At 48.0% G+C, this 22,719-nt stretch carries 33 protein-coding genes and 2 pseudogenes; 27 read left to right on the top strand and 8 right to left on the bottom strand.

What is annotated here, in order from left to right; all coding sequences use genetic code 11:
* From BO26_RS16150 to BO26_RS24930, 3 genes and pseudogenes are all read right to left on the bottom strand, one after another.
* Positions 1-357, bottom strand: a pseudogene (locus tag BO26_RS16150) (phage portal protein); the annotation flags it as partial.
* A complete protein-coding gene (locus BO26_RS16145) occupies positions 357-2,114 on the bottom strand; it encodes a terminase ATPase subunit family protein (protein ID WP_036773208.1) in 1,758 nt (585 codons plus the stop codon). The gene BO26_RS16145 and the pseudogene BO26_RS16150, both read right to left, overlap by 1 nt.
* Positions 2,092-2,238 carry a hypothetical protein gene (locus BO26_RS24930; protein ID WP_477707042.1) on the bottom strand — a complete coding sequence of 49 codons (147 nt, stop codon included), beginning with the start codon at positions 2,236-2,238 and terminating at the stop codon, positions 2,092-2,094. Before BO26_RS24930 ends, BO26_RS16145 begins: the two co-directional genes overlap by 23 nt.
* An 18-nt stretch (positions 2,239-2,256) precedes the next feature.
* Between BO26_RS24930 and BO26_RS16140 the strand changes: the two genes are divergently transcribed.
* The 17 genes from BO26_RS16140 (at position 2,257) to BO26_RS16065 (ending at position 12,439) form a co-directional block, all read left to right on the top strand.
* Positions 2,257-3,093 carry a GPO family capsid scaffolding protein gene (locus tag BO26_RS16140; protein WP_036773206.1) on the top strand — a complete coding sequence of 279 codons (837 nt, stop codon included), beginning with the start codon at positions 2,257-2,259 and terminating at the stop codon, positions 3,091-3,093.
* Positions 3,094-3,105: 12 nt separating this feature from the next.
* Positions 3,106-4,209, top strand: a complete 1,104-nt coding sequence (locus tag BO26_RS16135; protein WP_036773203.1) for a phage major capsid protein, P2 family — start codon at positions 3,106-3,108, stop codon at positions 4,207-4,209.
* A complete protein-coding gene (gene gpM, locus BO26_RS16130) occupies positions 4,209-4,874 on the top strand; it encodes a phage terminase small subunit (RefSeq protein WP_036773202.1) in 666 nt (221 codons plus the stop codon). Before BO26_RS16135 ends, gpM begins: the two co-directional genes overlap by 1 nt.
* Before the next feature lie 82 nt (positions 4,875-4,956).
* Complete coding sequence (locus tag BO26_RS16125; RefSeq protein WP_036773199.1) at positions 4,957-5,421, top strand: head completion/stabilization protein; 465 nt, start codon at positions 4,957-4,959, stop codon at positions 5,419-5,421.
* Positions 5,421-5,624 carry a tail protein X gene (locus tag BO26_RS16120; protein WP_036773197.1) on the top strand — a complete coding sequence of 68 codons (204 nt, stop codon included), beginning with the start codon at positions 5,421-5,423 and terminating at the stop codon, positions 5,622-5,624. The genes BO26_RS16125 and BO26_RS16120 overlap by 1 nt, the downstream gene beginning before the upstream one ends.
* A gap of 3 nt (positions 5,625-5,627) precedes the next feature.
* Entirely contained in the window at positions 5,628-5,951 is a 324-nt protein-coding gene (locus tag BO26_RS16115; protein WP_036773194.1) for a phage holin, lambda family, read from the top strand.
* Positions 5,944-6,339: a structural protein gene (locus BO26_RS16110; RefSeq protein ID WP_036773192.1), complete on the top strand. Its 396-nt coding sequence runs from the start codon at positions 5,944-5,946 to the stop codon at positions 6,337-6,339. Before BO26_RS16115 ends, BO26_RS16110 begins: the two co-directional genes overlap by 8 nt.
* The gene (locus BO26_RS24215) at positions 6,336-6,716 is read left to right on the top strand and encodes a hypothetical protein (protein WP_036773190.1); all 381 of its coding nucleotides are present in this window, start codon (positions 6,336-6,338) and stop codon (positions 6,714-6,716) included. The genes BO26_RS16110 and BO26_RS24215 overlap by 4 nt, the downstream gene beginning before the upstream one ends.
* Positions 6,688-6,864, top strand: a complete 177-nt coding sequence (gene lysC / locus BO26_RS22315; RefSeq protein ID WP_338049146.1) for an Rz1-like lysis system protein LysC — start codon at positions 6,688-6,690, stop codon at positions 6,862-6,864. The genes BO26_RS24215 and lysC overlap by 29 nt, the downstream gene beginning before the upstream one ends.
* The gene (locus tag BO26_RS16100; protein WP_036773189.1) at positions 6,857-7,273 is read left to right on the top strand and encodes a phage tail protein; all 417 of its coding nucleotides are present in this window, start codon (positions 6,857-6,859) and stop codon (positions 7,271-7,273) included. The genes lysC and BO26_RS16100 overlap by 8 nt, the downstream gene beginning before the upstream one ends.
* A gap of 1 nt (position 7,274) precedes the next feature.
* Entirely contained in the window at positions 7,275-7,940 is a 666-nt protein-coding gene (locus BO26_RS16095; protein ID WP_051691019.1) for a phage virion morphogenesis protein, read from the top strand.
* A gap of 37 nt (positions 7,941-7,977) precedes the next feature.
* Positions 7,978-8,616, top strand: a complete 639-nt coding sequence (locus BO26_RS16090; RefSeq protein ID WP_036773188.1) for a phage baseplate assembly protein V — start codon at positions 7,978-7,980, stop codon at positions 8,614-8,616.
* Positions 8,613-8,954: a GPW/gp25 family protein gene (locus BO26_RS16085; protein WP_036773187.1), complete on the top strand. Its 342-nt coding sequence runs from the start codon at positions 8,613-8,615 to the stop codon at positions 8,952-8,954. Before BO26_RS16090 ends, BO26_RS16085 begins: the two co-directional genes overlap by 4 nt.
* Positions 8,955-8,956: 2 nt before the next feature.
* Positions 8,957-9,865 (top strand): baseplate assembly protein, encoded by a 909-nt coding sequence (locus BO26_RS16080; RefSeq protein WP_036773184.1) that lies wholly within the window; start codon positions 8,957-8,959, stop codon positions 9,863-9,865.
* Positions 9,858-10,466 carry a phage tail protein I gene (locus BO26_RS16075; RefSeq protein WP_036773182.1) on the top strand — a complete coding sequence of 203 codons (609 nt, stop codon included), beginning with the start codon at positions 9,858-9,860 and terminating at the stop codon, positions 10,464-10,466. The genes BO26_RS16080 and BO26_RS16075 overlap by 8 nt, the downstream gene beginning before the upstream one ends.
* Positions 10,463-11,986 carry a phage tail protein gene (locus tag BO26_RS22815; RefSeq protein ID WP_081861924.1) on the top strand — a complete coding sequence of 508 codons (1,524 nt, stop codon included), beginning with the start codon at positions 10,463-10,465 and terminating at the stop codon, positions 11,984-11,986. Before BO26_RS16075 ends, BO26_RS22815 begins: the two co-directional genes overlap by 4 nt.
* The gene (locus BO26_RS16065) at positions 11,987-12,439 is read left to right on the top strand and encodes a tail fiber assembly protein (protein WP_036773178.1); all 453 of its coding nucleotides are present in this window, start codon (positions 11,987-11,989) and stop codon (positions 12,437-12,439) included. It begins immediately after the preceding gene.
* 100 nt (positions 12,440-12,539) lie between these two features.
* Here BO26_RS16065 and BO26_RS16060 read toward each other — a convergent pair whose 3' ends face one another.
* The gene (locus BO26_RS16060) at positions 12,540-12,797 is read right to left on the bottom strand and encodes a helix-turn-helix domain-containing protein (protein WP_036773175.1); all 258 of its coding nucleotides are present in this window, start codon (positions 12,795-12,797) and stop codon (positions 12,540-12,542) included.
* Between the two features lie 104 nt (positions 12,798-12,901).
* On the opposite strand from BO26_RS16060, the gene BO26_RS16055 reads away from it, so the two are divergent.
* Positions 12,902-13,174, top strand: coding sequence for a helix-turn-helix domain-containing protein (locus tag BO26_RS16055; RefSeq protein ID WP_036773173.1), 273 nt, complete (start codon positions 12,902-12,904; stop codon positions 13,172-13,174).
* 70 nt (positions 13,175-13,244) lie between these two features.
* A complete protein-coding gene (locus tag BO26_RS16050; protein ID WP_036773171.1) occupies positions 13,245-13,493 on the top strand; it encodes a helix-turn-helix domain-containing protein in 249 nt (82 codons plus the stop codon).
* Positions 13,494-13,883: 390 nt separating this feature from the next.
* Here BO26_RS16050 and BO26_RS16045 read toward each other — a convergent pair whose 3' ends face one another.
* Positions 13,884-14,222 (bottom strand): helix-turn-helix domain-containing protein, encoded by a 339-nt coding sequence (locus BO26_RS16045; protein ID WP_036773169.1) that lies wholly within the window; start codon positions 14,220-14,222, stop codon positions 13,884-13,886.
* Positions 14,219-14,578 carry a type II toxin-antitoxin system RelE/ParE family toxin gene (locus BO26_RS16040; protein ID WP_036773167.1) on the bottom strand — a complete coding sequence of 120 codons (360 nt, stop codon included), beginning with the start codon at positions 14,576-14,578 and terminating at the stop codon, positions 14,219-14,221. Before BO26_RS16040 ends, BO26_RS16045 begins: the two co-directional genes overlap by 4 nt.
* A 236-nt stretch (positions 14,579-14,814) precedes the next feature.
* Between BO26_RS16040 and BO26_RS16035 the strand changes: the two genes are divergently transcribed.
* Genes BO26_RS16035 through BO26_RS22310 form a run of 8 tightly spaced genes read left to right on the top strand, consistent with a single transcriptional unit; the run spans position 14,815 to position 21,485 of the window.
* Positions 14,815-15,987 (top strand): phage tail sheath protein, encoded by a 1,173-nt coding sequence (locus BO26_RS16035; RefSeq protein ID WP_036773164.1) that lies wholly within the window; start codon positions 14,815-14,817, stop codon positions 15,985-15,987.
* 10 nt (positions 15,988-15,997) lie between these two features.
* Positions 15,998-16,513, top strand: a complete 516-nt coding sequence (locus BO26_RS16030) for a phage major tail tube protein (protein WP_036773162.1) — start codon at positions 15,998-16,000, stop codon at positions 16,511-16,513.
* A gap of 45 nt (positions 16,514-16,558) precedes the next feature.
* The gene (locus BO26_RS16025) at positions 16,559-16,876 is read left to right on the top strand and encodes a phage tail assembly protein (protein WP_051691018.1); all 318 of its coding nucleotides are present in this window, start codon (positions 16,559-16,561) and stop codon (positions 16,874-16,876) included.
* A 14-nt stretch (positions 16,877-16,890) separates the two neighbouring features.
* Positions 16,891-17,010 carry a GpE family phage tail protein gene (locus tag BO26_RS16020; protein ID WP_036773160.1) on the top strand — a complete coding sequence of 40 codons (120 nt, stop codon included), beginning with the start codon at positions 16,891-16,893 and terminating at the stop codon, positions 17,008-17,010.
* Positions 17,003-19,645 carry a phage tail tape measure protein gene (locus BO26_RS16015; RefSeq protein ID WP_036773158.1) on the top strand — a complete coding sequence of 881 codons (2,643 nt, stop codon included), beginning with the start codon at positions 17,003-17,005 and terminating at the stop codon, positions 19,643-19,645. The genes BO26_RS16020 and BO26_RS16015 overlap by 8 nt, the downstream gene beginning before the upstream one ends.
* Entirely contained in the window at positions 19,642-20,106 is a 465-nt protein-coding gene (locus tag BO26_RS16010) for a phage tail protein (RefSeq protein ID WP_036773157.1), read from the top strand. The genes BO26_RS16015 and BO26_RS16010 overlap by 4 nt, the downstream gene beginning before the upstream one ends.
* Complete coding sequence (locus BO26_RS16005; RefSeq protein ID WP_036773155.1) at positions 20,103-21,212, top strand: phage late control D family protein; 1,110 nt, start codon at positions 20,103-20,105, stop codon at positions 21,210-21,212. Before BO26_RS16010 ends, BO26_RS16005 begins: the two co-directional genes overlap by 4 nt.
* A gap of 54 nt (positions 21,213-21,266) precedes the next feature.
* Positions 21,267-21,485: an ogr/Delta-like zinc finger family protein gene (locus tag BO26_RS22310; RefSeq protein WP_023045648.1), complete on the top strand. Its 219-nt coding sequence runs from the start codon at positions 21,267-21,269 to the stop codon at positions 21,483-21,485.
* Between the two features lie 144 nt (positions 21,486-21,629).
* Here BO26_RS22310 and BO26_RS16000 read toward each other — a convergent pair whose 3' ends face one another.
* Together BO26_RS16000 and BO26_RS24210 are read right to left on the bottom strand one after the other, a co-directional pair.
* Positions 21,630-21,905, bottom strand: a complete 276-nt coding sequence (locus BO26_RS16000; RefSeq protein WP_036773154.1) for a helix-turn-helix domain-containing protein — start codon at positions 21,903-21,905, stop codon at positions 21,630-21,632.
* Positions 21,906-22,602: 697 nt separating this feature from the next.
* Positions 22,603-22,719 (bottom strand): annotated as a pseudogene (locus tag BO26_RS24210) (site-specific integrase); the annotation flags it as partial.

Below are 22,719 nucleotides of genomic sequence, written 5' to 3'. Positions count from 1 at the left end.
CTGACCAAGGCGATTCTTGCGTTGTTCAAGATAGGCATTGCCAAACAGCATAAAGTCCAGCGCCCATGAGTCGAATGCCTGTCGGCTAAGTAGCCGGTGTGGGATAAAGGTACTGGTCAGGATGTTGCGTTTGACATACACCGCGCTGCTGTGGTGCGGTGCCGAGCGAAACGACAGCGCCAGCCCGTTAAAACTGATTGGGGGTTCATACCAGTTATCGACCAGTACACACTCCAGATAATCAAACACCTCGCGCCGGTCAAGGACCGGGATCGGATCGCCAAAGGTGAATGCCTCAATCGATGGGCTGGCCGTGGTTTTCACCGCCGGATTGCGTTTTCTGTTTTTACGGCTCATCAGTAAACCTCAACAATATTTCTATGGTGGGGAGCGTCACCGGTAATCGGTTCATTAAACAGAGCGTGCATGGTGGCCCATGCCAGATCTGCGTGGCTGGCTTCCTCGCTGCGGCTGGCTTGATAGGTCGGGCGGTTGCCGCTGGCGGTGGTAGAACGGCGGATAACCATAAAACTTTGTGCAATGTCGGTCTGGCCGGCGTCAAATTCCAGCCGACGATGGTTGATAATGTCCCATGCCTTAAGTACCAGCGCGTTTTTAACGGCGGGGTTATAGACAAATTCCCGCACGGACGGGAAAAATTCTTTGACGTTTTGGTAAACCCCATGCCCGACGCCAGTCGAGTCAATGCCGATATATTCGACGTTGTACTGTTCTGTCAATCGTTTAATGGCGTCAGACTGAGCGCGAAAGTTCATGCCACGCCACTGATGACGTTCAAGGATGCGGAATTTGCCGCCCGGTACCTGCGGTGGAGCGACTACGACACAGCCGGCACTGTCGCCATTCTCGCCCCCTTTGGCGGGGTCATAACCGATCCAGACAGGGTGATAACCATAGGGGCGTAGCATCAGGGGTTGCACATCGTTCCAGACTTCCCAGCTATCGACCATGCAACCCTGCATCAGTTGCAGTGAGAAAATGGATTCGATATCGTCCATAAATTCACACATCAGCAGGTTCTGGTACTCGTCCGGGCTGTATTCCAGCCGTAACTGGTCAATATCAAACAGGTTACAGCCGCCCCTGACGGCATCTTCAACCGTGACAATCTGCCGCCACTGACCATCGGCACATCGTAGGCCGCTGGCTAATGCTTGATGGCTAATATCAATGTCAATGCGATTGGCCTTGGCGCGGCCACGGTTAAACAGTTTGCCTGACCAATACGGGTACGCGCTGTGGGTTAAGCTGGACGGGGTAGAAAAGTAAGTCTGGCGCCATTTTTTGTGCATTGCCATACCGGATGCTACCTTGCGCAGTTCCTGAAATTTCGGAATCCAGAAATATTCATCCAGATAGAGATTGCCGTGATAGCTTTGCGCGGTGCGGGCATTGGTGCCGAGAAAATACAGGGTGGCGCCATTATTCAGGGTGATCGGGTCGCCTTTTAGTTCGGCGTCCACTTCCCGCGCCATTTCCAGGATGTACTGCTTGAATACGTGGGCCTGCGCTTTACTGGCAGAGAGAAATATTTGATTGCGTCCGGTAGTCAACGCATCGATCAGGGCTTCACGGGCAAAAAAGAATGTCGCACCAATTTGACGGGATTTCAGGATATTGCGGATACGATGCGCTAATCCGGCGTGATACCAGTTATGTTGATAATCGAACAGGGTCGAGCGGAAAATGTCTTCCAGCTTTTTGACTTGTTCTTCACTGAACACGTTCTTTTCCGGTGGCCGGCGCTCACCTTTGTTGCGGTTAGCAATTTTGGGGTTCAGATCGGCTTCATTACCGCCGCGGCTGTATTTCCTGATCCGCGCTTGTCGTTCTAACTGACGGTGCAGCAGGTCAATTTCCTTAAAGTCCTTGCCTTCTTTTTGCTCCTTGGCGATAAGCTGACATAACCGTGCTTCAAGAGATAACTCGACTCGTTCAAACGAGGTCACCTCATCCCATTTGTCGCGACGTTTCCAGCTATGGATAGTTGATGCTTTCTCGTTGAGCATTTCCGCAATCCGTGCGATCCGGTACCCGTTAAAATACAGGTGCATTGCGTGCTTACGGGGATCAAAATCGGGCGTTGTTTTCATGCTGCCAGACTACAGACCCGTCCGTCATTTCTCTGTGTCTGCCCTGTGTGCCAGCCCAGACACAACCGTATTTTATTGTTTCCTCGACCTGACGATACAAACTAGTAGGCCATGACTGATTCATTGATAATCGGGGCTTACAATGCCGAAGAAATCCAAACCCTTTCGAATCTGTGTGGAAGGCGCAACCACAGACGGGCGCAAGGTTCAGCGTGAATGGCTGACACAGATTGCTGCCAACTATGACCCGCAGACCTACGGTGCGCGTATCAACATGGAACATTACAATTTTTCGTGGAGTCCGCGCTTTGGTGATGTGGAATCGGTTTTTACCGAAGAAATTAAGGACGGTGCGCTGGCGGGCAAGCTGGGGCTGTATGGGGTACTGTCACCCACCGATGATCTGGTGGAAATGAACCGTAAACGCCAAAAAGTTTACACCTCCGCTGAAATCAACCTGGATTTTGCTGACTTCGGCGGGGCGTATTTGGTGGGATTGGCCGTTACTGACAGTCCGGCAAGTCTTGGCACTGAAATGTTGCAGTTTAGCGCTAATGCGACCAATAACCCGCTGAATTCGCGCAAGCAGCACCCGAACAATGTTTTTACTGCCGCGGAAGAAACTTTGCTCGAATTTATTGATTTACCAGAGGAAACTGAAAAAATCTCTCTCTTTTCCCGTGTACAGACGTTCTTCCAGAAAAAGCAGCAGAGTGATGATACTCGTTTTACCGATATCCATCGGGCTGTCGAATTATGCGCCCAAGAGCAGCAGGCCACGGTGGAAACCGTGAGCACACTTTCTCAACAAATAGGTGAAATAACTGCTATCAAACAGAAGCAAACCGAACTTGAAACCCAGCTTAGTGACTTAAAAACTCAGTTGAGTCAGCAAGACAGCCAGAAAACACACCGACCTGTTTCGCTGGGATCGCCGAACGCCGACACTCCAGTCAGTAAACATCTGACCAACTGTTAATGGAATAACCCCATGAAGAACGAAACTCGATTTAAATTTAACGCCTTTCTGATGCGTCTGGGTGAAATTTACGGTGTGGACGCCACGGCATTTACAGGCAAGGTAGAAGTTAATCCATCCGTTGCCCAGACGTTGGAAGATGAAATCCAGCAAAGTGCCGATTTTCTGCAAAAAATTAACATGGTTCCCGTCAGCGAGCAGTCGGGCGAAGCGATTGGGCTAGGTATCGGTTCAACTATTGCAGGGACGACAGACACCGACAGTAAGGAGCGAGAAACTTCCGATCCGACCCGACTCAACGCTATTGAGTATAAATGCGAACAAACCAACTTTGACACTAGCATTCCTTACAAAAAACTTGATTTGTGGGCGAAATTTCAAGATTTCCAGTTACGTATCCGTAACGCCATTATCCGTCGTCAGGCATTGGACCGCATTATGATCGGCTGGAATGGGGTTAAACGCGCCAAAACCTCAAACCGCGTTCAATATCCACTATTGCAGGATGTAAATATCGGCTGGCTGGAAAAAATCCGACAGGATGCACCGGATCATGTCATGAGCAATATCACTGACGAAGCCGGTAAGGTTATATCTGAAACCATCCGTGTAGGAGATGGGGGAGATTTTAATAATCTTGACGCATTGGTGATAGATACCGTCAACAATGCTATCGACCCAGAATATCAGGATGATACGGAACTGGTGGTCATCTGTGGCCGTGAACTGCTGGCTGATAAATATTTCCCGTTGGTCAATCAGTCGCAGCCCAACACCGAAAAAATGGCGGCAGATGTGATTATCAGCCAGAAACGTATCGGTAATTTGCCCGCAGTGCGTGTACCGTATTTCCCGCCCAAAGCCTTGCTAATTAGCCGTCTGGATAATCTGTCTATCTATTATCAGGAAGGCACCCGCCGACGTTCTGTGCTGGATAACCCCAAACGTGATCGCATTGAAAATTACGAATCAGTCAATGAGGCGTATGTCGTTGAAGACTATCGCGGTGTGGCCCTGATTGAAAATATCGAGATGTTGGCAGCCAGCAAAAAAGCAGCGTCGTTGCAGCCAGATAATGCCGTACCTGAGCACAACGCCGACACTGAGGAACCATAATGGCTAGCCCGTGGCAGCGTCACCGAATGCGATTACAGGCGACCGAGGCCGCTCAACTGAGTAGCCCCGCGCTGCAAAATCACGGCGGTTATAACCAGATGCTGCTGATGCTGGAGCAAGACCGCCGTCACCTTAAAAAAATCCAGTCTATGGAGCGCAAAGCGCAGCACAAAAGGCAGATCTTGCCTAAATATGCGCCGTGGATTACTGGGGTATTACAGGAGGGCATAGGTCATCAAGATGATGTGCTGATGTATGTCCTGCTGTGGCGCATTGATGCCGGTGATTATGATGGTGCGCTGGATATCGCCGAGTACGCGTTACAGCACCGACTTGCTATGCCTGAAAATCATGAGCGGACAACGGGCTGTGCCGTGACAGAAGAGATCGCCGAAGCAGCCCAGCGTTGTTATACCGCTAAATCTCCGATGCCTCTTGCCACGCTGGAACGGGCGGCCAATCTCACCCACGATCAGGATATGCCCGATAAGGTGAGGGCGGAGTTGTATAAATGGCTCGGTTACAGCCAGCGGGATAACAACCAGCCGCAGCCTGCCTATTGTTCACTGAGCAGGGCTTTAGAACTGAATAATCATGTTGGCGTGAAAAAAGACTTAGAGCAACTTGCCAGAGCGCTCCGCAGTCAGGAACACGACAACACATAACCGAACGTGCCAACGCGCCGGGGCGGCACGGGGTGGCGAAGTCTCAACGCCCTGTTCACCGCCCACCTATTCAGGGGGCAATATGGACTTTATTTCAACCACATCCGCAACGGATAAACAGGCCACCATGACCAGTATCCCGTTTTTTCCTGCTATTGAGATCAGTCGCTACCGTGACGAGATGCGGACAGATGGTACGGTCACCGCGCCGAGATTACATCAAGCAATTTCCAACGCCATTGTTGAGGTTAATCGCGAGCTGAACCATTGGCGGCTGATCCATATCGATGGGGGATACTCATCACTGGCCGATATTCCCGCCGACACTCTCAATGGCGAGAGTGAGTTGGTTTCTCTCTATCGTCGAGCGGTGTTTTGCCTGACTAAGGCGAACCTGATCGAACGTTACCGCGATATCGACACGACTCAGACCGGTAGTAAAAAGGCTGAGGCAATGGAAATCACCATTGACGACCTGTGGCGGGATGCGCAATGGGCGATGCGCCGGATACAGGGGCGGGATCATGTCATTGTGGCGCTGATCTAATGCGGGTAAGGGCACAACAGTATGACACCGTGGATTCCTTATGCTGGCGCCACTATGGACGAACACAGGGAGTCACCGAACGGGTATTAGCAGCTAATCCCGGTTTGGCCGATGTTGGGGCCATCCTGCCGCAGGGTACCGAGATTGAACTGCCTGAAATCACGCCTGCTGCTGTAATGCCCATCATTCAATTATGGGATTAGAAAATGGACAAACAACCGGATTTATGGGCCGATTTATTGAATGGCCTGAGAAATTCATGGCCGCAGATATCCGGCTCCTTACTGGCTGTACTGATCTGTTATGGTCGCCTGATTTATGACGGCATAGAGCGGAAAAAACGCTGGGTTGAACCGTTGCTATGTGGCGCGTTGTCGTGGGGTGTTTCCAGCGGGTTGGAACTGTTTGGCATTCCCGGCAGTGTTTCACCGGCTTTGGGGGGTGCCATTGGTTTTATTGGTGTTGAAAAACTGCGTGAATTTGCCCTTCGCGCAATCAATAAACGTTTGGGAGACAAATCACGTGACTAGAGGTGTTCGCAACCATAATCCGGGCAATATCCGCCACGGTGATAAATGGCTGGGATTACACGACACACAAACAGACCCGTCATTTTGTCAATTTGTATCACCAGAATACGGCATACGGGCCATTATCAAGATTATCCGCAATTATGAACGAAAATACGGATTGAACAGTATCCGGCAGATAATTTCTCGTTGGGCGCCCCCGAATGAAAATGATACCGAAAATTACATTGCATATATGAGCCGGGCGGTTGGTATTCCCTGTAACGCGGTGATTGATGTTGATAATCCGGTGATCATGACCCGATTGGTTCGCGCCATCATTCAAATGGAGAACGGACAGCAACCGTATGCCGATACGATCATTAAACGGGCGTTTGCGCTGTTATGAGGTTTAATCTGCACATATTCACTTTGAGTATGCTGGTGGCAGTGTCCGGCCTGCTCTGGTTCTATTACGGTGAGTATCAGCAAAAAAGCGATGAATACCAAAAGCTGAGCCAGTGGTATAAGCAACAGCAAACCATTACCGATAACGCATTCCAAACTATCAGGATAATCAATGATATCTCACGGGTTAATAACGAAAATCGGGAGCGATCAGCCGTGGATGCCGCACAAATTCAGGCGGATATCAATACCGCTGTTGTCGGGAATGATTGCGCCCGTCGTGCTGCTCCTGATAGGGCTGTTGTCCGGTTGCAGCAGCACGCGAACCGAATACGTTCAGGTACCGCTGATGCCGATTCCGATGCATCTGCTCGCTGACTGTCTGCCCCCGGTCATAGCTGACACAATGACATGGGGTGATAGCTTGTTGCTGAATGCACAGTTACTGGCGGTTATTGAACAGTGCAATCTGGATAAACAGGCCATTCGACAAATAGAACAGATTAGACAGGTGATACATGAATAAGCCTAACGCCTTGCGAAAAGTCCTGACAGAAAAGATCCCCTACTTGCGCGACAACCCTGAATACCTGCATTTGTTTGTTGAAGATGGCATTGTGCTGGCGACAATGGCGCTCTCCTTGTCTTACGAATATGAATACACGCTAAACCTGATTATTGAAGCCTATCCCGATGATCAGAATGTGCTCATGGCGGTTATCGGGCACTGGATACGCGAGCGCCAGCCAGATATTTTTGCTCATCCTGACAATCGCCGCAGCGGCTTTACCTTTGACGTGAATATTCTCAATGATGACACCGCTGATATCAGTATCGACCTGAAACTGACCGAGCGTATACTGGTCACCCAGCAAGGGCCGGTCAGCACGGTAAGCGCCCTTTCTGAGCCTGAAAACCCGTTTGACAGGTGGTGAGATGAACAGTAACGCATTGCAGCCTTTGGATACCGCACTAACCGCCCTGTTGAATCAACTTTCTCCCGCCAGTCGAAAGCAACTGGCCCGTGATATTGCGCGGGACTTGCGACAGAGCCAAATGCAACGTATCCGATCCCAGCGTAACCCTGACGGCAGCCGCTTTACCCAACGCAAGGCACAAACCCGCGCTGTACAGCATGGTATAAAATTCATCTGGCGTGGTGAACCTCGCACCTTGAAAAATTGGCAAATCCGCAAGGGCAAGAAGGGGGAAACGATTACCGGCTATGATGCCGAGCGTAAAGGTCAGCGTACTTTTTACAAACGCGATATCCAACGTTTTCTGGACGTCAAAACCGACCGGATCAGTACCCGAAAATCCAATAAAAAGACCCGCATGTTTAAAAAACTGGCTACCGCGCGTTACTTACGCTTGTCCGCCAGTGATCGGGAAGCCGTTATCTTTTTCGCATCGAAAGTCACTGCGGTTGCTCGTGTGCATCAGTTCGGATTAAAGGAGCGCATGAAAGGGAAAAACATTGAAGTCAAATATCCATCGCGGCGACTTTTGGGACTGACACAGAGCGATATTCAACATATCGAAGACCAGATACTTTTCCATCTCACCCACGGATGTGTGCCAGTCAGTACACAAACCTCATGACGTGCAGGTGAGGGGGTGGGGTGACATTGTTGTCTACATGAACACACAATTAACTGAACTGTTGCGCCGATTGCGCAACTTGATCCGAATCGGTGTTATTACCCAGGTAGATACTACACGGGGCATGTGCCGGGTTATGACAGGCAATCTTGAAACTGACTGGTTGCATTGGTTGACATCCAGAGCGGGAAGTTCCCGAACATGGTGGGCACCCAGTGTTGATGAGCAGGTTTTATTGTTATCCCTTGGTGGTGACTTGACCACGGCCTTTATACTGCCTGCGATTTTTTCTGATGAGTTTCCAGCCCCTTCGGCATCTCCGGAAACGGTGTGTATCGCTTTTCCTGATGGTGCTGTGATGGAGTATGAACCACAGATCAGCGCCTTAACTGTCACAGGTATTAAGACCGCCACGATTACCGCGTCGGCTTCCGTGCATGTTACTGCACCAGAAATCACTTGTATGGCCGGCAATCAGATCACATTGGATACACCCACCGTCATTTGCACCCACCATCTGACTACGGGCAGTCTGGAAGTGCAAAAAGGTGGCACTATGCGCGGCAATATCGTTCATGTAGGGGGTGAATTCAGTTCTAACGGGGTTGTGGTGGATTCGCACCGACACAACGGTGTGCGCTCCGGTGACAGCACATCGGGAGTCCCCCTATCATGATGTACCTTGGTATGAATCGACAGACGGGCGAGGCTATCAGCGATATTGCCCATGTTCGCCAGTCAGTCAGCGATATCTTGCTAACGCCGATGGGTAGCCGTATTACTCGCCGCCAATATGGTTCGTTGTTATCCGAACTGATTGATGCGCCCCAAAATCCTGCTTTACGTCTGCAAATTATGGCTGCGTGCTATACCGCCATCCAGCGATGGGAACCCCGCATTACCCTGACCGCTATCACTATCAATCAGGGTGAAGCCGGACATATGATTGTTGATATCAGCGGACAATATCAGCTATCCAATGTCCCGGTTGTTTTTTCTGTGCCTGTGGGGTGACCATGCCGCCCATCGACCTTAGTCAGTTACCGCCGCCGGAAGTTGTCGAACTGCTGGATTTCGAAACCCTGCTGGCCGAGCGAAAAGAAAAACTGATTTCACTGTATCCGCCAGAACAGCGTGAAGCAATCACCTGTACTTTAACGCTGGAGTCTGAACCTATTACTAAGTTGTTACAGGAAAATGCTTACCGTGAGTTGCTCTTGCGCCAACGCGTCAATGAGGCAGCGCGGGCGGCGATGGTGGCGTATGCCACAGGCAGCGACTTAGACCAACTGGGGATGAATAACAATGTGCAGCGTTTGGTATTACGGCCCGCTAACAATCATGCCATACCGCCTATCTCTGCGGTGCTGGAATCTGACGCTGATTTTCGGGTACGCATTCCGCAAGCGTTCGAGGGGTTAAGCGTCGCCGGCCCTGTGGCGTCCTATGAATACCATGCGCGCAGTGCTGACGGACGGGTTGCCGATGCGTCGGTGATCAGTCCAGCGCCTGCCTGTGTCACCGTCAGTATTTTGTCACGTGAGGGGAACGGCGCGGCCAGTGATGAATTGATTGCGGTCGTGAATACTGCTCTGAATGATGAAAACGTTCGCCCCGTGGCCGATCGCCTGACTGTACAGTCTGCGGAGATTGTCGATTATCAAATTGATGCCGTGCTGTACCTGTACCCAACCCCGGAATATGAGCCGATATTGCAGGCTGTGCGTGAACGGCTGGCGCGTTACACTGCCGAGCAACACCGGATTGGCCGCGATATCGTGCGCAGTGCCATTTTTGCTGTCTTGCATATGCCCGGTGTTCAGCGTGTTCACCTGAAAGCTCCGGCGCAGGATGTGATTCTGGATAAAACTCAAGCGAGTTTTTGCACATGTGAGCAGGTAGTGATTGGGGGAGCGGATGAATAACCGTTTGTTACCTGTCGGATCATCACTGCTGGAAGTGGCCGCCGCTGAAGCCCTCGCCAGTCTGTCAAATGTGCCGGTTCCCCTGCGTGACTTGTGGAGTCCTGAGCGGTGTCCAGTGAAGTTGCTCCCCTATCTGGCGTGGGCGTGGTCGGTTGACCGCTGGGATATGGACTGGCCGGAGAATACTAAACGCGAGTCAATTAAGGCGTCGATGTTTATTCATAAACATAAGGGAACCATTGGCGCAATCCGGCGAATAGTGGAACCATTCGGTTATCTCATCCGTGTTATCGAATGGTGGCAAACCAATGATGTCCCCGGCACTTTCCGGTTGGATATTGGCGTCATGGAAACGGGACTCACCGAGACCACCTATCAAGAACTAGAACGATTGATTTTTGATGCCAAACCCGCCTCCCGGCATTTGGTCGGTATGTCTATTCAGTTGGAGACCAGCGGCGAAAATTATTGCGCGGTCGCCAGTTACAGCGGTGATGTATTAACCGTTTACCCCTATATCCTGGAATTAATCACCGTTACTGGCTCTGGTGTAGTCGGGGCTGGAGTGCATATTATTGATGATGTGAGGATTGAGTCATGAGGACCAAATATTTTACCCTGTTAACTCAATTGGGCGCGGATAAGCTGGCAAATGCCGCCGCGTTGGGTACCAAGATTGAAATCACCCATATGGCTGTTGGTGATGGAGGTGGAAGCCTGCCGACACCAGATACTACACAGACTAAATTGGTTAACGAACGCCGCCGCGCGGCGATTAATGAACTAAATGTTGATCCCAAGAATACTAACCAGATTATTGCCGAGCAGGTAATCCCCGAAAACGAGGGCGGTTGGTGGATACGGGAAATTGGCCTGTTTGATAAAGACGGTATTTTGATTGCCGTCGGAAACTGCGCGGAGACTTACAAACCGCAGTTACAGGAAGGCGCTGGGCGTACACAGACTATTCGTATGGTCTTGATTATCAGCAGCACTGACACAGTAACATTGAAAGTTGATCCCTCCGTGGTGCTGGCAACGCGGGAATATGTGGACGAGTCGATTCAAATTCATGTGAAGAACCCTAACCACCCTGACGCTACGCTAAAAGATAAGGGTTTCGTTGTTTTGAGCAGCGCGGTAGATAGTAGTAGTGAAATCCACGCGGCAACCCCGAAGGCGGTTAAGGCGGCGTATGACTTGGCAAATGTCGCGGACAATAAGGCTAATGGCCGTGTGCCTGCTAATCGTAAAGTGAACGGGAAAGCGCTTTCCTCTGATATTTCACTGAATGCGGGGGATATTGGGGCGTATACCAAAGGGGAAATTAATTCTCGTGTGAATGAAATCAGCATACTGGCAAACACGGCAAACCAGAATGCGACCGATGCTAATGATAATGCTAATAGTCGATTGTCCAGGAAGGAGAACGGCGCTGACATTCCTGACAGAAATGCTTTTGTGAAAAATCTCAATTTGCTGGAAACGGTGGTGTTGGCTAAAGGAGCAGTACCGAGCAACCGGAGAATCAACGGTAAGGCATTGACCGGGGACCTTAGTTTGAGTGCTGGAGATGTGGGAGCATATACGCGAGCAGAGAGTGATAATACTTTCTTGCGTATTTCTAGCGATAAAAGCGCCACCGTTGGTAGTTTACTGATTGATAGCAAAACGACCTTTCCTGAATTGCGTTTCAAATCGAAAGATGGGTATGTAGTAGGAATTAACGGCTCAGAAGGAAAATTGTTGCATATCTATTCTAACGATACGAGCAATCGGCGGCGTTACAATATACTAATACCTGAGCGAAGCGGTACTCTTGCGCTACAAAATGCAGCGATAAAATCTGAAAATGGTTGGTGGCAATGCGGGGATACGGGAATAATGATTCAATGGGTTAAAGTTGCATCCAGTCAACAATCATGGGTAAAAGTCAATTATCCAATTTCTTTTAAAAATAAGTTCTTTGGCTATATTGCCAGTATGTCGAGTGTCAATACATCAACGGGCCACACATTAGTACGTAATGCAACACTATCGACATTTGAATATCAAGCTGGCACTCCTAACAATAATGAGAATCCAGACAGAGTTGTACATATATTATTTTGGGGAGTATAAATGGTTTATTTCTCCAGAAAAGAATGCGCTTTTTATAATGAAGCTTATAAAGAATGCGTTGAAATAACAGCAGAAAAACACAATGAATTACTCGCCGGGCAATCGCGCGGTTTATCAATTGTCAGTAGTAAAGAGGGTTATCCAGTACTCATTGAACGTGCTCCGTCCGTTTATCATAAATATGATGGTGAAAAGTGGATAATATCAGAAAGTGATAAAATAAAGCTTAGACAGGAACAGCAACAACAAGCAGAACATAAGAAACAGCAACTTATGCTCACGGTAGGTAAACAGATAGCCCCGTTACAAGATGCGGTAGATTTGGGGATAGCGAGTGATGAGGAAAAATCGCTGTTAGCCGCTTTGAAAAGATATAGGGTATTACTGAACCGCGTTGATGTTAATTTAGTACCAGATATTCATTGGCCTGAAAAACCCAGAGTAATAGGATAAGGGTTGCAATAAACTGGCTCCAATAGTTAGACAGTCTAAGCAGCTAACATGGCCTAGGTTCGATATTGTACCGAACTTAGACCATTTGGTTGGGAATTAATCACATTGAGGAATTATTTCGGCTAACTCGTTCAATAGGTTGTCCATTCTCATCAAAATATCGGCTTGGCCAAATTTCTGAGGGATGTACTCCGAGATTGTTAGCAATAATCCATTCTCCTTTAGGCCAAGGTCGTGATAGAGCATTAGCTAACGTAGATGAACTAAGTCCCTCCTTACGTGATACTGCTGCTAAGGTAGTGCCGAGCTTACGTAAGGCAGCGATAATGTCGGCGGTATGCCAATCTTTTTTATTCATTTCCTTTATATCTCCATATAACACACGTCATGAATTATCCTGTTTTGGGATATTTAAGTAAATGATTGATATTCGATTTTGGGATATTAATCAAGGTTAAAGAAATGGCATCGATTTATTCATATGAATATCAACTGGTTATAAACGCTCTTCGTAAGGCTAGGATAGAAAAAGGTATTACTCAAAAGAGCTTGGCTCAAGCCTTAGATCGACCTCAATCATTTATTGCTAAAATTGAAAATGGTGAAAGAAGGTTGGATGTGGTTGAATTTGTGCATATAGCACATTTGCTATCTGTCGATCATGGACTAATTTTAGGAAAAATACTGTTCAAAAAACTACCTAACAAGCTAAAACGATCAGAGTTTATAAAATAAAAAATCCCATTTTGGTATAAATCAACAATCGATTGATATTTAATCCTAAATGTTTAGTAGGATTGAATATATGGTTTCAATTTACTCTGATGAATATCAAATAGTTATCAAAGCACTCCGTGAGGCTCGTGTAGCAAAGGGAGTCACACAAGAGAATTTGGCTCAAGCGTTAGATCGCCCTCAATCGTTTATTGCGAAAGTTGAGAATGGTGAAAGAAGATTGGATGTTGTGGAATTTGTTCATATAGCACATTTGTTATCATTAGAGCCAAGTGTTCTCATAAAAAGAATCCCAAGAAGATATTCCTCAATATGCTGATAACTTTCTATCTATACTAGTTTCATCAGATAGCGTAGCTAAAGAGGGATTCACATAGTTAACCATGTGGTAAAACAATTAGGGTTTTAATACCCCTGAAATTGTTTTTTTATACTTCATGTTGGGCAGTGTCTATACACGTTTTACTTGGCTAACACTACAATTGGGACTATCTGCGCTCCTTTTGCGCAGATAAACGTTCCGATTTAGGTTGGAGCGGGTGCTGGTTTATGAGGTCAGCCTTTTCAGCTATATGGATCAAGCGGATTTTGCGTAAGGAACTACGGGAACGAGGTATTGAACCGAAAGGTTGAATCTTTTGAAATGCCAAGAAGCACCCATTCTAGGTGCCTCTTGTCTTGAATTGCTCTAACACCTTTATATGTGGTCTTAGCCTACCGTAATCTGAACAGGTTTTCCTATACGGGTTAACATATTAACTAATGCGTCAATGGTGAATTTATTTACCTTTTTATTCACAACGTCAGATACTCTTGGACGAGAAATGTGCAACACCGTTGCTACTTCAGTTTGTTTCATTTTTTTATCTGCAATCCATAAAGTAATTTCTTTCATTAGCTGTTCTTTGATTTGCAATGTGTTGTCTATTTCTCGTAAAGAGGTTGCATGAAGTTGCTGAGCCTCTTGCTCAGTAAAACCTAACTCAGAAAATATATTATGTCCGGCTGGAGTTACTCTACGAATTTCAGTGTCAATTTTAGTGGTCATTTGATATTTCTCCGCTGCTGGATAACTGCGTTGTATCGTACTTTAGCGATATCCTTATCATGTTTATTCGTTTGTTGAGTTTTTTTCTGAAAACTATGCAATACATAAATAGCTTCATCGAATTTAGCAACATACATAATACGATAAATACCTGTACTGTCTCTTAGCCGTATTTCTTTTACGCCAGAACCGATGTCAGAAAAGGGTTTCCAATCTTCAGGATCTATTCCATGCTGTATTCTATGAAGCTGATAGCCTGCGTCTTTACGTGCATCTGTAGGGAAGGCTAACAAATCTTCATAAGAAGAGCCAATCCAGGCAATTTCTTTCTCTGTACTGCTCCTGATTTTCGTCATAGTTTCCCTTACTTACCTGTCTGTATAAAATTTTATACAATTCTGTGCAAAGTTACAAGAATTGTCGCTTCATTTATCGTGCGCGGCATGAGTCTTTTGATTACTCAAGGATGAACATTTCTAATACTCCTTTTATACCCTCCACTTTGTGCTATTCCTGATACTTACCCAATCAACTGAATTTTATTGTCCCTGAGATCACCATAGCGAAATCATCATTACGGGAGTCTTTCGCTATGGCCCAAGATTATCATCATGGCGTCCGCGTGCAGGAAATCAACGAGGGCACGCGTACCATTACCACTGTCAGCACCGCTATTGTCGGGTTAGTCTGTACAGCGGATGATGCTGACACCAAAACTTTTCCCTTAAACACGCCAGTCTTGCTAACCGACGTTTTGACTGCCAGTAGTAAGGCCGGCAAAACGGGCACACTGTCCCATGCTCTGCGAGCGATTGCTGACCAGTCCAAACCTGTGACTGTTGTTGTGCGTGTGGTTCAAGGGGAAACCGAAGCGGAAACCACGTCGAATATCATTGGCGGCGTTACCGACGAGGGCAAAAAAACGGGAATGCAGGCGCTGCTTGCGGCACAAGGTCAGCTCGGCATCAAACCGCGTATTTTGGGGGTACCCGGTCATGATACCCAACCTGTCGTAACAGCCCTTGCCGACATCGCTCAAAAGCTGAGAGCAATGGCTTATGTCAATGCTTACGGCTGCAAGACCATTTCCGACGCTATCAAATACCGCAACAACTTTAACCAGCGCGAACTGATGTTGATTTGGCCGGACTTCCTCAGTTGGGATACGGTCAAAAATAACGAGTCTATCGCATACGCAACGGCTCGTGCGCTGGGCCTGCGTGCCAAAATTGACGAGGAAACCGGCTGGCACAAAACCTTGTCTAACGTTGGTGTCAATGGTGTGACAGGGATTTCTGCCGATGTCTTTTGGGATTTGCAGGATGCTGCCACCGATGCCAACCTGCTTAACCAGAACGCCGTTACGACCTTAATCCGCAAGAGTGGTTTTCGTTTTTGGGGTTCTCGCACCTGTTCGGGTGATCCGTCGTTTCAATTCGAGAGTTACACACGCACGGCGCAGGTACTGGCTGACACGATGGCTGATGCGCATATGTGGGCGATTGACAAGCCGCTGGTGCCTTCACTGGTACGCGATATTATCGAGGGCATCAATGCCAAGCTGCGCGAACTAAAAGCCAATGGTTACCTGATAGACGGCCGGTGCTGGTATGACGAAAGCGCTAACACCAAGGACACCCTGAAAGCAGGCAAGTTATTCATTGATTACAACTACACGCCGATCCCGCCATTGGAAAACCTGCTGTTGCGCCAGCAAATCACTGACCAGTACCTGATGAATTTCGCAAACAGCATTAACAGCTAAGGGGCTACTCATGGCATTACCTCGTAAACTCAAATATCTGAATTTATTCAATGATGGCAATAATTACATCGGTGTTGTGGAAGAAATGACGCTTCCTAAACTGAGCCGTAAGCTTGAAGCCTATCGAGGCGGTGGCATGAATGGCACTGCCTCGGTGGACTTGGGGCTGGATGATGGCGCACTAGATACCGAATTTTCTCTCGGTGGTGTCGAGTCCCAACTTTACCGACAGTGGGGTATTGAGAAAGTGGACGGTGTTTCTCTGCGCTTTAACGGCTCCTTTCAGCGTGATGATACCGGGGAAGTGATTGCGGTCGAAGTCGTGATGCGTGGCCGCTTTTCGGAATTTGACCACGGCAGCTACAAACAGGGCGACAACAGCCAGACCAAAGTCAGCGCCAAAAACACCTACTTCAAACTGACGTGGGACGGAGAAATCCTGATCGAAATCGACACCGTTAATATGGTGGAAATCGTTGGTGGTGTTGACCGTCTGGAAGCCCACCGACGCGCTATTGGTTTGTAACAATTGAACGCTTATCATCTATAAATCACTATAGGAACATTCACCATGATTGAACAAACCCCTATTGCCCAGCCGGAGCACGCTACAGTGACACTGGAAGAACCTATTACCCGTGGTGCAACCACCATCAGCGACGTCGTTGTGCGTAAGCCCAACAGTGGCGCACTGCGTGGTGCCCGTTTGCAGGCCCTGATGGAAATGGACGTCGATTCTATGATGTTGGTGTTGCCTCGTGTCACCGCGCCGGCACTGACCAAAAATGATTTGTTGCTGATGTCGCCCGGCGATCTGATTAACCTCAGCATTGAGGTGGTCAATTTTTTGCTGCCGAAGTCGGTGAAGTCCGATTTCCAGCATCAATAACCGTTGATGAACTGGTGGCAGACATTGCCACCGTGTTTCATTGGCCGCCTGCTGTGACAGCTGAGATGGGACTGCCTGAATTGTTGGCATGGCGTTACCGGGCTATGAAACGGAGTGGGGCCGATAATGAGTGACCGAAACTTACGCCTGCAAGTTATCCTGAATGCTGTTGATAAAATTACCCGCCCGTTCAAGAGTGCGCAGGCGTCCAACAAAAGGCTGGCTGAAACCCTTCGCCAGTCGCGCCAGCAGCTCAGGGAGCTAAACCAGCAGGCTGGCCGGATTGATGGTTTTCGCAAGACCAAGCGCCAACTGGCAGAAACCCGGCAGGCTTACCGTAGTGCCACCGGACAAGTGGCAGCACTGACCCGTGAAATCAACGCCAGCCAAAACCCGACACAGGTCCAAATCAACCAGCTCCAGCGGGCAAAGAATGCTGCTGCCCGGCTTAAGGAGAAAAATCAATCCCTGAGCCAATCCTTGCAACGCCAGCGTGATGCCCTGCACGCCAATGGTATCTCAACCAATCAGTTAGGACAGGCACAGCGGCGGCTCAATGGAGATATTAACCGTACAACTAGCACACTCCAGCAACAGGAGCAGCAGCTTGAACGTCTGAGACAGGGGGAACAACGGCTGGTGAATGCCCGATCCCGTTATCAGAAAATGCGGAACGTCAGTAACCAGATGGCCGCAACGGGTGTGGTTGCGACTACGGCGGGTGTCGGAGCGCTCTACAGTGCCAAGCGGGTGATGATGCCGGGTTACGACTTTGAAGTGGGGATGTCAAAAGTTCAGGCATTGACCCGGCTGGACAAAAATTCGCCCGAACTGAAAAAACTGTGGGAGCAGGCACGGCATTTGGGCGCCACAACCGCATTTACGGCGAATCAGGTCGCACAGGGACAAAGTTTCTATGCGATGGCCGGCTTTTCTCCCGATAAGATACGGTCAGCCATGCCTGGCACATTGGCGATGTCATTGGCGGGCGATACAGATTTGGCGGCCACCGCCGACATTGGTTCTAATATCCTGACCGGATTTAAATTAAAGTCCGGAGAAATGGGGAGGGTCAGTGATGTACTGGTTGGTGCCTTTACCCGTTCGAACACCAATCTGATGATGCTGGGTGATACCATGAAGTACGTCGCGCCTGTGGCGGCTGGATTAGGCGTCGATATTGAAACCGCTGCCGCTGCGACAGGTAAACTCGGTGATGCGGGGATTCAGGGCAGTATGGCAGGAACCTCCCTAAGATCTATTTTGGGACGGCTGGCTGAACCGCCCGCCGCCGCTGCGAAAGCGTTGGCAAAGTTGAATATTCAGATTAAGGATGCCAAGGGCAATCTCCGCGCTTTGCCGGATATTCTGACTGAGCTGGACAAGAAAACTACTAAAATGGGTAACGCCCAGCGTGCCGGCATTTTTAAAGCTATTGCCGGGGAGGAAGCCTTTTCCGCTCTGTCGGTATTGGCTGAAAGAGCCGGTACGGGGGAATTACAGAAACTCATCAAAGAATTGAAGAACGCCCAAGGTGAGGCCAAAAAAGTCGCCGATACTATGACTAATAACCTTGACGGCGACATGAAAAGTCTGTCATCGGCATGGGAAGATATCGGTATTCAAATCTTTGGCGGTGTGGGCAGTCCCCTGCGTGGGATCGCCCAGCGTATCACCAAAATTATCAGCAAGACGGGCGAATGGATGAAAGCCAACCCTGAACTGACCAAAACGTTAACGATGGTGAGTATCGGGCTGGGTATTATTTTGACGGTTTTTGGTGCGATTACGCTGGCATTGGTTGCTCTGTTGGGACCACTGGCAATCGTTAAATTTGGCTTGTCAGTATTGGGTATCAAGGGAGCAGGTTCAATGCTACATCTTGGTAAAGTGTTTTCCTATCTTGGGAAAATGATGATGTGGCTGGGGCATATTATGTGGACAAACCCCATTTTAGCGGTTATCGGCTTGATTGCCTTGGGCGCTTACCTGATCTGGCAGAACTGGGACAAACTTGGCCCGTGGTTCCAGAACTTATGGAACAACATTTCAAACTATGTTTCTACCACATGGGAAAATATCAAGCGCCGGGCATCAGTCAAATGGAATGAGTTGGTCACTGACACGAAAAAAATTCCGTCCGAATTTAAAAAAATTGGCGGTGAATTTGTCGAAAATCTTAAGGCCGGCATTGAGGAAAAATGGGAATCCTTGAAAAAGAAATTCTCCGAACTGGGCAAGATGGTTAAAGACGCCTTGACTCCCGACTTTATGCGGGAAGAAAACCAAGATCCCAAGCAAAAGGCCGCATTGAATGCTTATAAGGAAGCTACCGGTTCGATTGGCGGCATACTGGCGGGTGGATTCGATAAAGGCGGTTACATCCCGACGGGCAAGATTGGCATTGTGGGGGAATATGGCCCGGAGATCATCAACGGCCCCGCCCGTGTCACTAGTCGCCGTCAAACGGCTGCACTGGCGACAATCGCGGCACTATCTATGGGGGCAGCCTCGTCAGTCAACGCCCAAAATGCTCCATTGCATCCATACAGTTTGCCCGCGTCACAGTATCAGACATCGGTTGTTTCAGTTGCTAACCAGATTCAGGACAACAGACGATCTGTTTATGAAATTCATATACACGCCGTTCCTGAGCAATCCGTACAGAATATCGCGCAGGCGGTGGCGCGTGAACTGGATCGCCGTGAGCAACAACAACGCGCCCGCGCCCGTAGCTCATTTTCTGATAGAGAGGACTTTTATTCATGATGGCCGTATTGGGTTTATTTGTCTTTATGCTGAAAACCTCGCCATACCAGAGCTTGCAACACCAGCAATCATGGCGCTATGGATTTAACAATCGGGTAGGTGCTCGTCCGACATGTCAGTTTGTGGGACCGAACAACGATACTATCACGCTGTCCGGTGCCCTGTACCCTGAAATCACCGGCGGCCGGTTGTCCTTGCTGGCCCTGCAATTGATGGCCGAGAGTGGCAAGGCATGGTCATTTCTGGATGGTAGCGGCACGATTTACGGCATGTTTATTATTGAAAGTATCGATCAGACCAAAAGTGAATTTTTTACCGACGGTACCGCCCGTAAAATTGACTTTACTGTCACGTTGCGCCGTGTGGATGACAATTTAGGGGAGATGTTCGGTGACCTTCGCACCCAAATGACTGACTTGAAAACCCGTGTCACACCCAAATTGGGCGGGCTATTTTCATGATTTCTTTACCTGATATGCTAAAACTCGATGGGGTAACCGGCAAAACTAATACACCTGTGTATGTTCTCAGTGCTGGTGACAAAAATGCCAATGCCCGCATTCAGTCACGGTTGATTTCCTTGAATCTAACCGACAATCGGGGTTTTGAGGCTGACCAGTTGGATATTGAACTGGATGATAGCGGTGGTCTGTTATCTCTGCCTCGTCGTGGGACGGAGTTATCTCTGCATCTGGGCTGGCAGGGAGAGCCGCTGATCCACAAAGGCAAGTTTATTGTGGATGAAATCGAATACAGTGGTGCGCCGGACAAGATAACCATCCGTGCTCGGAGTGCCGATTTTCGGACGACGCTTAATATCAATCGTGAGGTGGCCTATCACCAGAAAACAATCAGCGATATTGTGCACACTATTGCTGTGCGTAACGATTTGACGCCGAAAGTGGACAAAATGCTAGCCAACATCACCCTCAGCCATATTGACCAGACCAACGAATCCGACGGCAATTTTCTAACCCGGTTAGCAAAACAGGAGGGGGCCATTGCCATGATCAAGAATGGCTATTTGCTTTTTACCCGACAGGGGCAGAACAAAGCTGCCAGCGGGCAGTCCCTGCCTTCGGTTATCATTACCCGTCAGTCTGGAGATAGTCACCGTTTTTCACTGGCTGATCGGGGCGCTTACACTGGTGTTTCTGCCAGTTGGCTTAATATCCGTAACCCGAAGAAAAAAGAGAACATCACTGTCAAACGCAAGCGGAGTAAGACCAACCCGCAGAAAGAAGAGAAAAAACAGGACCATTATCTGGTTGGTAATGAGGGCAACGTTTTTGTGATGAAGCACATCTATGCTAACAAGGCCAATGCCGAACGTGCAGCTAAAGCAGAATGGGAGAAAATTCAGCGCGGTGTGGCGTCATTCTCTATTCGACTGGCGAAGGGAAGGCCAGAGCTGTTCCCTGAAATGAAAGTCAGGGTGAGCGGCTTCAAGCCCGAAATCGACGCGGCAGACTGGACGTTGGTAACTGTCACACACACACTGAATGACAGTGGATTAACGTCATCCTTGCAATTGGAAGTGAAAATTTCTGATTCAGATATGATATAGTTGCTTTCGTGCCAGTTGCAGCTATGGCAACCTGTTTGTTGAGGTACTCGCGCTATGATGAGATGCCCCTTATGCGGTCATGCCGCCCACACTCGAAGCAGTTTTGAACACACGCCCCAAACTAAGGAACGTTACAACCAGTGCCAGAATATTAATTGTGGCTCAACGTTTGTTAGTCATGAAACCTTTGTGCGGTTCGTCACCAAGCCAACATTGATTGAAGCGGTTCCACCGCATCCTGATAGTGGACAACAGACCGTGCTGGTATTCTGATCGAATAGTTGTCGATGAGTAAATAATTAAAAAAAGCGTTCCATTATTCATCGTGGGGCGCTTTTTTTATGTGAGAATATTTTTCTGAGAGGGAATTAGATGCGGTGAGGAGAAGGCTTATGTCATGATCGTCTCAAACTATATTCAATTTTCAGGGACGCCTCTGTGGTTCACTAAAATCTGATGAATAGCCAAAACAACATCAGAAAAATCATCATCTACGATATAAAAATAGCATTCAGGAACGTTTAACACCTTGGAGAACGCACACATTGTTTCAAAGGTTGGCTGATGAGTTCCATTTTCATACTGTGATACTCTCGCTCGTGCTGACTTTTCATCTATGCCAGCCGTAATTCCGAGTTTTTCTTGTGTGATATTTGCACGTAAACGAGCGGCTTTTAAGCGTTTGTTAATCATAAAATTAACCGTCAGTTATTAAAGGTGTAGTTGACGATATATGTAACATTTCTTAATGTTTTTTTGTCAAAACTTACTTAACAAAAATCATTTAGCTATTAAAGAATATTATAGTGTTTGGTAACTTTGCTAAAGAATTTGCTAGGTAAGTACCACATTACGCACATTTAAGGGACATCTCAGGATTCGGAAAATAAAGCACGTTAATTCGGCAACAGCGGTCGTAGTGGTCTATGTTGTTGCGCCAGAGGTAATCCCCAGCTAGGTTGATCTGCTCCTACCCCAGCGATAACAGATACTGCAATAGTGACTTATCGAGGATACTTTCCTGTTCGGCCTTGATAGATGAAAAAGCCTACAGTATTTAGGATTGATAGATCTGTTAAGGTGATGGTTAAATTTTAATTAAGTATTTCTTATGAAAGTAATTTGTGGTGAAAGCCCCGTTTAAGGGGCTTTGTCGTCAATGTGGACATTGGGTGGACGATGATAGAAAAAGTATATTTATTTTCAATATGTTATGGGTTGTATGTGGACACCATCCCTGTCTTTTCCCCCGCCTTATGGCGGGATTTTTTTATCTGGCTAAGATTAATTCACTTTAAAATCAACCAGATAAAATTTTTGTAAGCAACTGTAAGTAGCGTGGAAATTTTCAAGTGTGGACACTTTTGAGTGCTACGGTTGCTTGTTATTGCTAAATTTCTATGCCTCCATTTAGTGGATTTAACGTGATTGCAAATTGCAAATAGTCGGGTGCCAGATGAGCATACGCCATAGTTTGTTGTATATTGGCATGACCGAGTATTTGTTG

Source organism: Photorhabdus australis DSM 17609, from assembly GCF_000711895.1.
Classification (GTDB): domain Bacteria; phylum Pseudomonadota; class Gammaproteobacteria; order Enterobacterales; family Enterobacteriaceae; genus Photorhabdus; species Photorhabdus australis.
Note: the sequence above shows the minus strand (reverse complement) of the source record. Positions and strands in the feature narration are given on the sequence as shown.